The following is a 14371-nucleotide window of genomic DNA, read 5'->3' as shown; positions in this document are numbered from 1 at the left end:
AATCAATAAAAAAAATGCGCGCCCCGAAAAATCCGGGACGAAGCGGCGAACGGTATCTGGACTGCATAATCCACGATTCAGGCAAATATTTGCGTCAGAATAATGGAAAAAACGTCAGTTTCTTGCGGTGCGCGCGCATTTCGCTCCGGGACGCACAGCCGCGCTTCATCGGGCCACGCCCGAAAGACGAAGGTTCCGGACAGGTTTATTCATAAAACAGTCTGTTTTTCTGACATAGCCATTTTTGCCGGATAGTTTTATAATGAGCGGAAATTTTTCTTTTTTTTTGGAGATGAAAATGGTCATTCTTACTTTGAACTGCGGATCTTCTTCCGCGAAGTATCAGGTTTACGATTGGGACAACAAGGACGTTCTCGCGACGGGCGTCGTCGAGCGCGTCACGGCTCCCGGCTCTGTCATAACACACAAACCGAAGGGAAAGGACAAGTTCGTCCTCGAGAAGGACTGCCCCACGCACAAGGAGGCAATCGAGCTCATCCTGAACGCCATCACCGACAAGGAGCACGGCGTCATCTCCGACATGAAGCAGATTGGCGCTGTCGGGCACCGCGTCCTCCATGGCGGCGACAAATTCACCAAGTCGGTGAAGGTCACGCCCGAAGTCCTCGATGTCTTCAAGTCACCAGCCGTCTGCGGGCTCGGACCGCTCCACATGCCGGCGAACATCATGGGAATCGAGGCGGCACAGAAAGTCCTCCCGAACGTCCCGCACGTTGCCGTCATGGACACGGCATGGCACCAGACGATGCCCGCATCAAGCTACCGCTACGCAATCCCCAAGGAATGGTACGAGAAATACGGCGCACGCCGCTACGGATTCCACGGGACGAGCTTCCTCTACACGGCAAAGCGCGCCGCCGTCCTCCTGCACAAGGACCCCAAGGACACGAACATCATCATCGCGCACGTCGGAAACGGCGCCTCAATGTGCGCCGTGAAGAACGGCTGCTGCTACGACACGTCGATGGGAATCACCCCGCTTGAGGGCCTCGTGATGGGAACGAGAAGCGGCGACATGGACTGCGCGCTTCCGTTCTACATCATGCGCCAGACGGGAATGACCGCCGACGAGATGGACAACGCACTGAACAAGAAATCTGGCCTGCTCGGTCTCACGGGGCTTTCTTCTGACCGCCGCGACATCGCGGACGCCGCCGAGAAGGGAAACGCTGACGCGCAGCTCGCGGTCGACATGGAATGCTACCGCCTCAAGAAATACTTCGGCGCGTACCTTGCGGCAGTCGGCCCCGTCGACGCAATCGTCTACACGGCGGGCGTCGGCGAGCACTCCGCCCTCATCCGCGGAAAGGCGCTCGAAGGTCTTGAGCACCTCGGAATCAAAATCGACCCCAAGAAGAACGAGCTTTCGAACACAGGCAACGCCGAGACGTGCATCAGCGCGGACGACAGCAAGGTGAAGGTTTTCGTCATCCCGACGGACGAGGAGCTTGTCATGACGGAGGACGCGTTCGCAATCATGCAGGGAACGTACGACGTCCACACGAACTTCAAGTACAGCTTCCAGGATCCCGCGTACCGCAACAAGGCGCGCGAGGCCGGGCTTGCGAAGGAGCTTGAGAAGAACCCAGAGCTCGCATCAATCGTAGTCCGCCCGTAGTTTTTCCGTAACGCAAAAAGAAAAAAACGCATCCATTTTCGGATGCGTTTTTTTTGCTGCATGAGCCCGTCTACTCGCCGAGGCATTCAGAGCGGAAGCTTCCGTCGATTTCCTGCTCGATTTTCGTGATGGCGTTCTTGACGGCAGGCTCCCTCGCGTACGACATCGCGCGGCGCGCATTTTTTCGCCACGCCGCGATTTCCGTCCCGGAAGCTGTTTTTATGACGACGGAGACGGACGGGTTCACCGTAAAAAGCTTCGTCCCGTCCGATATGTCGAGCGAGACGGCCACGTCCGCGATGTAGTCGCCATTCCCCTCGGTGACGAAAAATCCGTCCTTCGACAGAACCTCGCCGAGCTTCGTCCTGACGCGCCCCGAATCGTCGCCCGATGCGCGCACCGAAATCCGGATTGACTGCCCGAGCCTCACGCGCTCCGACGCCGCTTTCCTGACGAGGGAATCAGAGCCCGCGTATTTTTTCGCATTGTCGCGGGAAATTCCGAGCGCGGTGTAGTAAAGCGGATAAAAATCGTCGGAGCGGAGGACGAGCGAGTTGAGCAGGAGGAGACGCCTGAACGGCTCGACCTCGTCGCGGCTCGTGTTCCAGCGCTCCTCCATGTCGAGCGCCGCCGCGGAAAGTTTCGGCTCAAGCATTCCCCACGCCTCGTTCCTGTCGATGTAGGCGCAGACGACATACTGGCCGCGGCTCCTGTCGAAATACGCGTCGGTATGGCGTAGGGCGACGAATTCCGCGCTGCTAGATATATCCATGCTGCGCTCCAAGTTCCGGCGGCTTTTCATGCTTCCGTCGGAGGAACTCGTATACTGCTCGTCAGCAGAAACGGACGACTCCACTTTCGTGCTGAAATATGAGGCAAGCTCCGTGTCGGCCCTCATCCGCGCGCTTTCCGGCATGTTCGATGTTCCCGTCCGCGCCAGAAAATCGGCGGGAGGAAACGCCTGGTCAAGCGTCGAGGAATCAGCCCACAGCGGCGCAGAAGGCACCCCGACCTTTGACGCGCACGACGACAGAATCGAAATAGCGACAAGAGCGGACATGGCGGCTCCGCCTTTGCGAAAAGAAAAACACTTCATACGGTGATTATACATAATAATTTTTATAGAGCATATTCCAAAAAGCCGGATGCCGAGTTTCAGGCATTCGGCGGCTCACCATCGAAATATGGCAGTTGAGCGCAGTCGAAGCGTTCATACATATACATGGAAAAAGCAAAATCACACCTTGCTCTTGAGCCAGTTGCGCGGGCTCAGCCCCGTGTTCTTCTTGAACACGTTCGAGAAGTAGTTCTGGTCCTTGAACCCGAGCGACGAGGCAATCTCGGAAAGCTCGTAGCTGTCGAGAAGAAGCATGTTCTTCGCCTGCTCCATCTTCAGACGCTCGTGGAGCGTCTGCACGGAAAGCCCCGTCAGCTCCTTCGTCCGGCGGCTCAGGTAGCTCCGGCTCACCATCAGCTCGGACGACATCTTGTCTATGTTCGTCATCTCGCCGATGTGCTCCGTCAGGTAATCCGTTATCTTCTCGACGGTAAGACGCGACCGCGCGTTCCTCGGCGGCTCTGTCTCCACGGAAATCAGCTCCTTGAGCTGGTCGTCCCGCACGGAGAACGACACCTCGCGCGTGCGCCCCTCCTTCCGGTAGATGAGGTAGAGCGCGTTGCTCAAAAGCATCCTGAGGACATCGTACGTCGCGATGTTCAGGCTCTTCATCTCGAAAAACGCGTACCCGAAATAGCGGTCGGCATGATGGAGGATTTCGAGCATGACGCAATACCGCTTCCCACGGTCGAACAATTCCTTGGGGAAAAGATACGGCTCGGAAATCCGGCGGTGCATGAGGCTTTTCGATTTCTCCGGCGGCTCGGGAAAGACGAACTCGACGGACGGCGTCGGGAAGTTGTACCCCATGTTCTCGCTGAGCGCGAGCGAAACGCCGGGGATGTCGAGTACGCCGAGCTGGTAGCGCAGCGCGTCGAACACCTTCTCCCTGCTCGAAGCCGAGACGAAGCTCACCGCCTGCTCGGAAATGTTGTTCAGCCGGTACGGGTTTTCCCGCTCGGCGAACGACTCGTATTTCTGGTAGACGGAGACGAGCGAGCGCATCTGGTGGAACGAGTCCTCCATCCTCCTCACGACATCATCGCCCTCGTTCTTCAGGACGGGAAGGAGAAGCGAGCGCAGGCGGCTGACGACGTTCTGGAAATGCTCCCCGTCGAATTCCCTGACCTTCCTGTAATTCTGGAGCACCTGCTGGAAGAACCGCAGCATCCGGCTCTCCCCTCCCTCGTACACGTCCGAGAAGAACGCGTCGAGCATCTCGGAAACCTCGTCGTCGTCCCTGAACGGGAAAACGTCCCGGAGCGCGCAAGAGAGCCTTTCGCGGAGGGTATCCTCCGACTCGCGGAAGGAGTCGAGGACAGCGCCCTCGGAATGCCCCGAAGAGACGCGGGCGACGCATTCCTCGAAGCAGCCGCACGACTGCCGTATGACAAGCGACGGCACGACGCGTACGATGCGCGGCGCGGACGATGGGGAGACGAGCTTGTCGATAAGAATCTCGACCGCCGTATATCCCCGCCTGAAATACGCGAGGTCAATCGTGGTGAGCGGCGAGCGCGCCGTTATTCCCTCGTACCAGTTGTTGAACCCGGTCACGGCGACATCCTTGGGAACGGAAATTCCCCGGCGCGAAAGCTGGTCGATGACCTCCGTCGCGATGACGTCCGTCGACGTCACTATGACCTGTACGTCCTGCCCGCCGCGGAGGACGAAATTCGAGCATATCTCGTCGAGGGCGTCGGCGATGTGGTTCGGGTTCATGCTCCGCGCGAGGACGGCAGAATGCGGCCTGTCGGAAAGCCCGAGCCGGGCAAGCTCCTTCTTGTAGTTCGAAAACCTGTTCCGGTGCGGCTCGGAAATGTCGGCGCCCAAAAAAGCGAATTTCGTGTACCCGTGCACGAGCGCCAGGTGCTCCATCATCGAGCGTATCGCAATGTCGCTGTCGATTTTCAGCATCGTAGCCCCCGGAATGTCCACGTGCCCGATGTCGACCATCGGAAGCGGGCGCAGGCCGGAGAAAAGCGAGATGATGTTCCGCTCCTCCATGAATTCCCAGAGCGACGACGCCCACGTCACCAGCCCGTCCACGAACGGCTCCCGCATGAACCTGAAATTCTTTATGTAATGCGAAATGAAATTGATGTCGTCGAAAAGCGAATACTTGACCGCGCCGCCCATATTTATGAAATTGATGTCGTAGTCGGCGGCCGCCTTCATCATTCCCTTCATGTACTCAAGCCCGATGAACGAGCGCAAATCGGCAATGCCAGTAAAACCGATCGTCACGCGCCTTCCCGCGCTCTTTCTCTCCGCGAGGAACTGCTTCCTTTCTGAAATCTTCAATGCCATGACGGAAGTGTACCATGAAAAACACATGAACGGACAGTAAAAATAAAAAATAATGAACAAAATCGAGCCGAATTTTTATAAAAGCAAAAACAAAGTTCATTATCGCTTATGTATTTATACAAAATCGAATACAAAAATCTGAATTGTCCAATGCAATACTGCTTTTTTTACGCTTCCGTTTCCGTAATATCGATTCGGGACGGGCAGGACGCGCTTTCTTCCCCTTACAAAAAACGCATCGGAGGCGCGCCAAGCCCGTCTTATTTCCTTTCAAAAAGCGGATGATGAATACTCATTTTCCACGACAGTCACGAGCGCTTTTTCTTGTGTCAGGAACAATGAAAAGTCCCGAAAGAACTGATATTCACGCGGGACTCTCAATGATTATGCAATTATTCCTTTGTACTCGTAGCCCGCTTTTTCAACAGCGGCTTTAATCGCGCTCTCATCGACTTCTTTTGAAGTTTCGATTGCAACCTCCGCCTTCTCGTGAGAGGCTGTCGCGCTTGTGATTCCCTCGATTGCTTCGAGCGCTTCTTTTACATGCTTTTCGCAGTGTCCGCACATCATTCCTTTTACAGAAATTTTCATAGATTTTTCCTTGCCAGCCTTTTCTTGACCAGCATTTGATATAAGATTTCCCAAAACGGGATTCTTCACTTTTTTGTCTCTCCTTGAATCGTGACTCTTCAAGAAGTTAAGGCGCAGGGCATTCGACACGACGCAGAAACTTGAAAGCCCCATCGCAGCCGCGCCGAAAATCGGGTTCAAGCTCCAGCCGAAAGCCGCAACATAACATCCGGCAGCGAGCGGGATTCCAATCACATTATAGAAAAATGCCCAGAACAAGTTTTCGTGGATATTCTTGATGACAGCCCTCGAAAGCCTGATTGCTCCGCTCACGTCAAGAAGGCTTCCCTTCATCAAAACCACATCGGCGGCGTCTATTGCGATGTCCGTTCCCGCTCCGATTGCGATTCCAAGGTCAGCGCGGGTCAATGACGGTGCGTCGTTGATTCCGTCGCCCACCATGGCAACTTTTCCGCTTTCCATGAGCTTTCTGATTACGGCTTCTTTTCCGTCGGGCAAAACTCCTGCCACAACCTCGTCAACGCCAGCCTGAGCGGCAATCGCTCGCGCTGTGATTTCGTTGTCGCCAGTCAAAAGCACCGTGTGGATTCCCATGTTTTTCAGCTCTCTGATTGCCTTTGCGGAATCCTCTTTGATTGTGTCCGCGACGGCGATGATTCCGAGCAGAGCATTGTCGCGCGCGAAAAGCACGGGCGTCTTTCCCTGTGAAGCAAGTTTTTCAAGTTCTGTCTGATAATTGTCATTCCGAACTTGATTCGGAATCTCGTTTACGACAGATTCGATATATCTTGCGTTTCCGCCGATGATTGTTTTTCCGTCGACGCTGGCAGAAAGTCCCTTTCCAGCCTTGATTTCAAACTCGCTCGTGTCCAAAAGTCTAATCTGCTTTTTCCCGGCATATTCGACAATCGCCTTTGAAATCGGGTGCTCGCTCTTTGCTTCCAGTGCGTACGCCGCTTCAAGCAAATCACTTTCCGCCACGCCCTCCGCTACAATGACATCCGTAACCTGCATGATTCCTGTCGTGACCGTGCCCGTTTTGTCGAGAGCGACAATCTGCGTTTTTCCGGCCATTTCCTGAGCGGCAGCCGTCTTGAACAAAATGCCAGACTTCGCGCCCATTCCGCTTCCGACCATGATTGCAACAGGAGTCGCAAGCCCGAGCGCACACGGACAGCTGATGACCAGGACTGAAACCGCGCGAGCAACAGCATAGCCGACGCTCTGTCCCACAAGAAGCCAGACAGCAAAAGTCACGAGCGCAATCAAAATGACCGCTGGGACAAAAACGGCAGAAACCTTGTCAGCGATTTTTGCAATCGGCGCTTTTGTGGCGGCGGCATCGCTTACCATGCGGATAATCCCCGAAAGTGTCGTGTCCTCGCCGACTCTCGTCGCCTCGCAAACCAAAAAGCCCGAAGTGTTTATCGTCGCCGCCGAAACTGTGCTTCCCGCCGTTTTTTCAACAGGAACGCTTTCCCCAGTGAGTGCGGCTTCGTTGACGGCGCTCTCTCCCTCGATGACGATTCCGTCAACAGGAATGCTCTCGCCCGGTCGCACCGCAAAGCGCTCGCCTTTTTTCACCTGCTCAATCGGCACAGTTTTCTCTGTTCGCGCTTCCCCTTCGCCTTCCACAATCACGGCAGTTTTCGGCGCCATCTTCATCAATGACTTCAACGCGTCAGTCGTCTTTCCCTTTGATTTTGCCTCAAGCATTTTTCCCACAGTGATGAGCGTGAGAATCGTGGCGGCAGACTCAAAATAAAAATGGTTCATCAGATATTTGATTTTTTCCTCGTCGCCCGCCAAAACCGCGCCGCTCATCAAAAAAAGCGCAATCACGCTGTAGACAAACGCCGCGCCAGAGCCAAGAGCGACAAGGCTGTCCATATTCGGCGATTTGTGAAGAAGAGCCTTGAAGCCGCTCACAAAAAACTTTTGGTTTATCACCATGATGAAGGCAGAGAGCAAAAGCTCATACAAGCCCATCGCCACATGATTGCCGTCGAGGAAGGGCGGAAGAGACCAGTTCCAAAGCATATGACCCATTGAGACATACAAAAGCGGAATCAGAAGAACGACAGAGGCGACAAGGCGCTTTTTCATTTTTGGAGTCTCGGTATCTTTTAATTCATCTTCGTAGGCCGATGTTCCGCCAGACGCACTCTTTTCCGCGCCAGTGTTTTTCAAACTCGCACCGTAGCCCGCTTTTTCAACGGCATTTATGATTTCAGAAGGATTTGCATTTCCTGTAATTCCCATGGAATTTGTAAGTAAATTTACAGCACAAGACTCAACACCCGCGACTGCGCTGACAGCCTTTTCGACTCTTGACTGGCAGGCAGCACAGGTCATCCCGGTAACAATATAATGTTCCATAAAATATTCTCCAAAGTTTTTTTTGCGGTTTGTTTTCTGCGTTTTGTTTTATCGACTACTTCATCAGTTTTTGAAGCGTGACGACAAACTCATCGATTACGCTCTCGTCGCCATTTCGGATTCCATCGGCAACGCACGTTTTCATGTGATTTGCGAGCAAAGCCTTGTTGAAGCTGTTGAGTGCGCTCGTTATCGCTGAAACCTGCATCAAAATGTCCGTGCAGTACGCGTTGTTCTCAAGCATTCCCTCAACTCCGCGGACTTGCCCCTCGATTCTTTTGAGGCGGTTCATGAGCGTCTTGAACTCCGCTTCGTCCCGAACCTTGTGCTTTCCTGAGCAATGCGGGCAAGCCTCTTCGGTCTCCTCGTTTTTCTCACAGCAACAATCTATATCATCCATATCTTGATTTTCCGACATAATCGAACTCCTAAAAACAATACCCAAGGGGGTATATTTATTTTTCGGAGTAAAACTTATACCCACAAGGGGTATACTGTCAACCACTTTTTGTCGTTTTTTGAGGCACACTTAATCATTCACACCAATGACGACAAGAATCGTAACATCCGCTGTATATAGGTTTGTGATGTTTTTGATTCAGTTTGCAATCTTTACCGTAGATACGGAAAATATTTGCTATGAGGACGGCTGCTGCTTGAGGCGCAGGAAGGGGAAAAATATGCTTGTTACTGATTTTTATGAGGAAAAAAATTGTAATACTTCTATAGAATTGATAGAAGCATTAAAAACAAGGTCAAAGACTCAAAGCAATGAATTTGAATTGAGAACAGATTCCGATTATCCATATATGACAATTTTAATAAAAAATGAATATGCCTGTGTACATTTTTTTGATGAAACAAACGAATGTGGATATTATGCGTATTCTGAAAATAATGATTTCAAGGACGATTTTATAATTTTCAATATAGGTTCGGAAACATCCGAGACAGAAATATCAAAAGACTTGGTCATTTCCGTAGAACAAGCTTATGAAATTGCCATTGAATTTTTTAAAAGTTTAAAAAGGTCTAATACTGTAAAATGGTTCGAATTATAGACTGTGGAAAATAGTTCAAGCCAATTGCAAAGTCGAACAATTCATTTCAACTCTCATATTTTTTGAACTTTTAGAATAAAAAGACAAAAATACAACTACAATTAAAGAATTAACACATAACAAAGCTTCAAAGCGGATAAAAACTTCACGAAAAAGACTTGGCAGAAGGCTGGGGCAAAGTCGCTATGCCAGAAGCTCTCGGAGCAAAATATCCGCACGGTTGTAACGAATTGAAATGGCAGTGGCTCTTTCCTCAGAAAAACCGCTGGAAAAACGAACTGACAAAAGAAGAAGGAAGATTTCATATTGATGAATCTTTGGTCCAGCGCGCCGCAAAAAATGCGATTCTTGAAGCCGGCATCAACAAAAACGCAAGTTGCCACACATTCCGTCATTCATTTGCTACTCACCTGCTTGAATCAGGCTACGACATCCGCACGACTCAGGAGCTCCTCGGCCACAGCGACGTAAGCACCACCATGATTTACACTCATGTACTGAACCGCGGTGCCGGCGGAGTACTGAGTCCCCTGGACAGACTTTGATTTTACATGTATCCGTGTAAAAATTGCGGCAAAGCATAAAAGCATGTTATTATAGGCTTAAGATATTTACGGTTCAGCTTACCCTGACATTTTTGCAGTATAAACTGTTTACCGTGGATACGGAGAATATTTGTTATACCGACGCCCCAGTGGGACGAAAATACACATAAAATTCGGAGAATAAAATGGATGTCTTCAATGTAGGAGATAATGTAGTTGATTCTTTCTCAAAAAAAATTGGTGTAATTCAGGGTAAACGAGAAAGAAATAACAATATAGAATGGAAAGTCAGATTTTCACAACAAGATGTCCAGTACATAAAAGCTGAATACTTAGAAAAATTTATCGAAGATGATTTACAAGGAATGTTTGAAACCGGTAAATTCTTAGGCATTAATGAATTAAGAAGAATACTTGCTTTTGCTAGAATCAAAGGTGACATTACAAATATTTATTATTCAATGAATAACAGTGCAACAGAATTTTTTCCTCACCAGTTCAAGCCAGTTATGAAATTTATAGAATCAGCTACAGGGCGATTGCTTATAGCTGATGAAGTCGGTTTAGGAAAAACTATAGAATCGATGTATATTTGGGAAGAATTAATTGCTAGAGAGAACAGTCGAAGGCTTTTAATCGTATGCCCTGCTGTTCTTTGTGAAAAATGGAAAAATGATTTGTATAATTATTTTTCCATTGAGTCAGAAATAATAAAGGCTCAAGAATTATTAGATAATATACAACAGGCTGTTGCTCAACCTCTAAAAAAACACTTTGCATTGATAATAAGTCTTGAAGGGGTTAGATATAAAGAAAAGAAAAATAAGTCTTTTGATAATTCCCCACGTGCAAAGCTAGATGATTTCTTAGAAGAACTTTCCTCTAGTAACAAAGAGGAAGTATTCGATTTAGTTATCATTGATGAAGCACATTATCTTAGAAATTCAGAAACTGCAAGTTTCAAGACAGCATCCAAATTACGGGACAATGCTAAAAATCTAGTTCTTCTTTCTGCAACTCCGATTCAAACAGGTGAAGAAAATTTGTTTAATCTGTTAAGAATCCTTTCTCCAGAAGAATTTTACGACCAATATGCTTTTTATCGCCTTTTAAACGAAAGTCAAAACTTTATTCGAATCGCTAATTTGCTTCGTTCTAATGCACCATTAGAAAAATACGAGGAATTGATTTCAGAAATCCGAGAAGGATATTTTTATCGGGACGATTCCTTTATAAATGATTTTGAAGAAAAGTTACCATCCATTATTGATAATAGAGAGATTTGTATTGATTACTATAATAAATTCTTGAAAAAGGTATTCTACTCTTCTTATTTAACAAGAACTAGGAAACGAGACGCTTTTGAAAAAAGACCAACAAGAGATGCTTATACAATTACATACCATCTAACAGATTATGAGCAATATTTGTATAATAGTGTTACAAAATCTCTTGAGGAAGCGTCGGAGTATGCAAACTCTTTCTGTCAATTCCAAATAATTGCACGACAAAGACAAATGGCTAGTTGCATGCCTGCTGCTTTTATAGATTGGAAATCCAAAAAAGATAATGATGATTATTCTACAAATATCGAAGAACAGTTATTGGATGATTTGGGGTTCTATTCAGATGACGATGATGAAGAAAATGATGATTTTGATGTAGCAAAAACGATTTCAGACATCAATATAGATATTAAGCGTTTGATGGAGGTTGATTCAAAATATTTAGCAGTAAAAAATGCTATTCTAAAAAAACTAAAAGATAATCCAAACACAAAGATTATCATTTTTTCTTTTTATCGCGGAACAATCAAATATTTGGCTCAAAAGTTTGCTGATGATAATATTTCATGTATAAGCATGATGGGCGGTGTTGGAATAAATAAGCATGAAGTAGTAAAAAACTTTAGAGATAATCCATCTATAAATATTCTGCTTTCTACAGAAGTTGGTTCTGAAGGTATCGATATGCAATTCTGTGATACAGAATTCAATTATGACCTACCATGGAATCCAATGCGCTTGGAACAAAGAATTGGACGTATTGATCGAATTGGACAAAAGTCTGATATTCTTCATATTTTTAATATGATTTGTTCTGATAGCGTTGAAGATAAAGTTCTAGATAGACTTTATAATAGAATCAACATTTTTAAAAACTCAATTGGCGATATAGAAGAGATATTGGGAAATGAAATTCAGAATCTTGCTTTGGATTTGCTTAATAGAGATTTAACCGAAGAAGAAAAATTAAAAAAAGCTGATGAAAAAATTGACACCATTATAATGAAAAAAAATCAGTTGGAAGATTTGGAAAACAGTGCATCATCATCAATTGCTTACAAAGACTATCTCATTCAGAATGTTGAAGAAGCAAAAAAAACAGAACGTTTTATACATTCTACAGATTTAATGTTCTATGTGCGTGACTATTTAGAGTCCATGTGGCCTGGCTCTAAATTTATAGATTTTCCATCAATAAACAAAGCTGCTTTAATAACTTTGTCGCCAGAAGCTGCTCAAAATTATTCAGAATTCTTAAGAAAGGAAGGATTGAATTCAACTTTAAGGTATGGAACTTCAGAGCTTTTATGCCTTTTTGATTCAACCCAAAGGGAAAAAGTAAAACGTAATAATTACGAAGTAATTTCTTATTCAAATCCATTGATAAAGTGGATTACAGAGGAAAAATCAAAATATCCTACAGCAAGTTACGGCTGTTCTTCTGTTACGATGCATGATGAGGAAGAAAGGTTGCCAAAAGGAATTTATTCTTATTCATTACAAGAATGGATTGCAGAAGGTTATAAAGATAAGAAGGAAGTAAAATATTATCTATGTAACATTGAAACGAAAGAAGTTTTGCCTCCTCTTCTTTCCGAAGAAATAATTATGAAAGTTGTTGCATTTGGAGAATCGAATCCTTCATGGAAAGATGATGCAGAAAATATATCATCAAAGTCTTGTGATGCAATGACACAAATATTTGATGTTTCCGGAAGTGATTTTGAAAACTTTGAAACTTCGTTCTTACAAGAGAACGAAGAAATGTGTAAACAACAGAAGGACTATTTGAAACTTATGACAGATCGAAAAATTGAAAGTTTAAGGAAAACCATTTTTGAAATGCAATCTTCCGATAGTTCAAAGCAAAAAGGTATAAAACTTAGAGAAAGTAAAATCAAAAAAGCGCAGGAAAACTATGAAATGCAAATTCGTAATATTGACAACAAGGTAAAGGCTAGATGTTCTTATAATGATATAGGAATGGGAATAATAAAAATTTATTAGAGAGGTTTATAATGGCTTTACGAAGGGTTTTTACTTCAAGAACTGAACAGCAAACTCAGAAAATTGTTATTATAGGTATTGATTTCGGAACAAGTTTTACAAAAGTATATTTTAATCAAGGTGGCGAAGTAAAACAACCAATACAGTTTGAAGTCAGTGGCAGTAAGTCTTATTTTCTGCCTACAGAACTTTATTATAATCCAACTGAGAACAAACTTTATTTTCACAAAGACGATAATTGTGAAGTCTTAAAATATTTTAAATATAGCATGATTAATGAAGGTCTTTTTACAAGTAAAGAATTACTACAAAAAAATACTGCTTTTAATATTAAGCCTGAATTTTTGTGTTCTGTTTACTACCTTGCATGCTTGATAAAAGAAGTAAAAAAACAGATTTCTGGAATACTAAAGACGACAGATATCAAATATACAATAAACATGGGGTGTCCTGTAGATAATTTTTCTGATAAATATAAGGGAGCTTATGACAAGGCTATTGCAGTTGCTTATCAATTAAGTGATGTACTAACTAATGATGGCATGACTATTGGAGATTTGTTTTCGTATTACGATTCACATAGCCAAAAAGAGATTCCAAATATACAAACAATTCCAGAATTATATGCAGAAGCATTATGGTTTATTGAACAGCCGTCAACTGGTGAAGGAATTTATACAATTCTTGATATTGGTGGTGGTACGGTTGATTTTGCCAGCATAGCAGTTTCACGTACAGAAGAAGGCGAAAAAAAGACTAAGATCTATTCTCAAAATGTAATGCCATTAGGAGTTGAAATTCTTTTGCAATATATGTATCCGAATGAATACAATTCAAAAAGAGATTCCTGTATAGAATATCTAAAAATAAATAATGTGCATATGCCATTTGGTTGGGAACCAAAACATAATAATGATAGAAAACTAAAAAAGGCACATGAATTTGATGTACAATTTGCAAGTGGTATTGCAGAAGTAAAGGAAAGAAATACTTACTTAATGGAAGAACAAAATTCGAAAAGAAAAGAAATACCATATTACAGCTTTGGTGGTGGTGCAGATTTTAATTGGTATCATTCGATTATTTCTTCACATTCTTATGCTTTTTCAAAGACTAACATACCACCGTTAAAACGTAAAACTGTACAATTAAACAATATTCCACATAATCGCTTGATTATTGCAGAACAACTAACGCGTTCTAGTTTTCCAGAAATAGAAGGTTTTCCATGGCAATTTAACAGAAAATGCTTGTTTAGTGGAATTGACAGAGAGGAGTCATTTATGCGAGAAGAAAAATCAGATTTTGATTTAAGATTTGAATTGGAGGATAGACAAAAAGAAATATATGGAGATTAAATTTTCATGAAAATTTAACAAATTTGAATGATGACTATTCTGAAGATAAATCTTTACAGAAGCTTAGAGAGTCGAGTT

General features: G+C 45.3%; 8 protein-coding genes and 1 pseudogene. 5 read left to right on the top strand and 4 right to left on the bottom strand.

Annotated elements, in window-relative coordinates:
* Positions 1 to 298 precede the first annotated feature (298 nt).
* A complete protein-coding gene (locus TRESADRAFT_RS11535) occupies positions 299 to 1639 on the top strand; it encodes an acetate kinase (protein ID WP_002705861.1) in 1341 nt (446 codons plus the stop codon).
* 70 nt (positions 1640 to 1709) lie between these two features.
* On the opposite strand, the gene TRESADRAFT_RS11530 is transcribed toward TRESADRAFT_RS11535, so the two are convergent.
* From TRESADRAFT_RS11530 to TRESADRAFT_RS11515, 4 genes are all read right to left on the bottom strand, one after another.
* Positions 1710 to 2735 carry a hypothetical protein gene (locus tag TRESADRAFT_RS11530; protein WP_141607362.1) on the bottom strand — a complete coding sequence of 342 codons (1026 nt, stop codon included), beginning with the start codon at positions 2733 to 2735 and terminating at the stop codon, positions 1710 to 1712.
* A gap of 141 nt (positions 2736 to 2876) precedes the next feature.
* Positions 2877 to 5066, bottom strand: coding sequence for a substrate-binding domain-containing protein (locus TRESADRAFT_RS11525; protein ID WP_040843006.1), 2190 nt, complete (start codon positions 5064 to 5066; stop codon positions 2877 to 2879).
* Positions 5067 to 5450: 384 nt separating this feature from the next.
* Positions 5451 to 8012 (bottom strand): heavy metal translocating P-type ATPase, encoded by a 2562-nt coding sequence (locus TRESADRAFT_RS11520; RefSeq protein WP_245534353.1) that lies wholly within the window; start codon positions 8010 to 8012, stop codon positions 5451 to 5453.
* 79 nt (positions 8013 to 8091) lie between these two features.
* On the bottom strand, positions 8092 to 8436 hold the full coding sequence (locus TRESADRAFT_RS11515) for a metal-sensing transcriptional repressor (protein ID WP_040843004.1): 345 nt from the start codon (positions 8434 to 8436) through the stop codon (positions 8092 to 8094).
* Between the two features lie 280 nt (positions 8437 to 8716).
* Here TRESADRAFT_RS11515 and TRESADRAFT_RS11510 point away from each other — a divergent pair, with 280 nt between their 5' ends.
* From TRESADRAFT_RS11510 to TRESADRAFT_RS11495, 4 genes and pseudogenes are all read left to right on the top strand, one after another.
* Positions 8717 to 9097, top strand: coding sequence for a hypothetical protein (locus TRESADRAFT_RS11510; protein ID WP_141607360.1), 381 nt, complete (start codon positions 8717 to 8719; stop codon positions 9095 to 9097).
* Between the two features lie 143 nt (positions 9098 to 9240).
* Positions 9241 to 9642, top strand: a pseudogene (locus TRESADRAFT_RS11505) (tyrosine-type recombinase/integrase); the annotation flags it as partial.
* 185 nt (positions 9643 to 9827) lie between these two features.
* Positions 9828 to 12935, top strand: a complete 3108-nt coding sequence (locus TRESADRAFT_RS11500; RefSeq protein ID WP_002705853.1) for a DEAD/DEAH box helicase — start codon at positions 9828 to 9830, stop codon at positions 12933 to 12935.
* 11 nt (positions 12936 to 12946) lie between these two features.
* Positions 12947 to 14293: an acetate and sugar kinases/Hsc70/actin family protein gene (locus TRESADRAFT_RS11495; RefSeq protein WP_002705852.1), complete on the top strand. Its 1347-nt coding sequence runs from the start codon at positions 12947 to 12949 to the stop codon at positions 14291 to 14293.
* Positions 14294 to 14371: the final 78 nt, after the last annotated feature.

The organism is Treponema saccharophilum DSM 2985, from assembly GCF_000255555.1.
Taxonomy (GTDB): domain Bacteria; phylum Spirochaetota; class Spirochaetia; order Treponematales; family Treponemataceae; genus Treponema_D; species Treponema_D saccharophilum.
The sequence above is the reverse complement of the archived record's forward strand: the minus strand, read 5'-3'. Positions and strand labels throughout refer to the sequence as shown.

Excerpts from the sequence above, each read along its gene's own strand:
- TRESADRAFT_RS11520 (WP_245534353.1), bottom strand. The coding sequence starts at position 8,012 with ATGACCTGTGCTGCCTGCCAGTCAAGAGTCGAAAAGGCTGTCAGCGCA.
- TRESADRAFT_RS11515 (WP_040843004.1), bottom strand. The coding sequence starts at position 8,436 with ATGGATGATATAGATTGTTGCTGTGAGAAAAACGAGGAGACCGAAGAG.
- TRESADRAFT_RS11510 (WP_141607360.1), top strand. The coding sequence starts at position 8,717 with ATGCTTGTTACTGATTTTTATGAGGAAAAAAATTGTAATACTTCTATA.
- TRESADRAFT_RS11495 (WP_002705852.1), top strand. The coding sequence starts at position 12,947 with ATGGCTTTACGAAGGGTTTTTACTTCAAGAACTGAACAGCAAACTCAG.
- TRESADRAFT_RS11500 (WP_002705853.1), top strand. The coding sequence starts at position 9,828 with ATGGATGTCTTCAATGTAGGAGATAATGTAGTTGATTCTTTCTCAAAA.
- TRESADRAFT_RS11535 (WP_002705861.1), top strand. The coding sequence starts at position 299 with ATGGTCATTCTTACTTTGAACTGCGGATCTTCTTCCGCGAAGTATCAG.
- TRESADRAFT_RS11530 (WP_141607362.1), bottom strand. The coding sequence starts at position 2,735 with ATGAAGTGTTTTTCTTTTCGCAAAGGCGGAGCCGCCATGTCCGCTCTT.
- TRESADRAFT_RS11525 (WP_040843006.1), bottom strand. The coding sequence starts at position 5,066 with ATGGCATTGAAGATTTCAGAAAGGAAGCAGTTCCTCGCGGAGAGAAAG.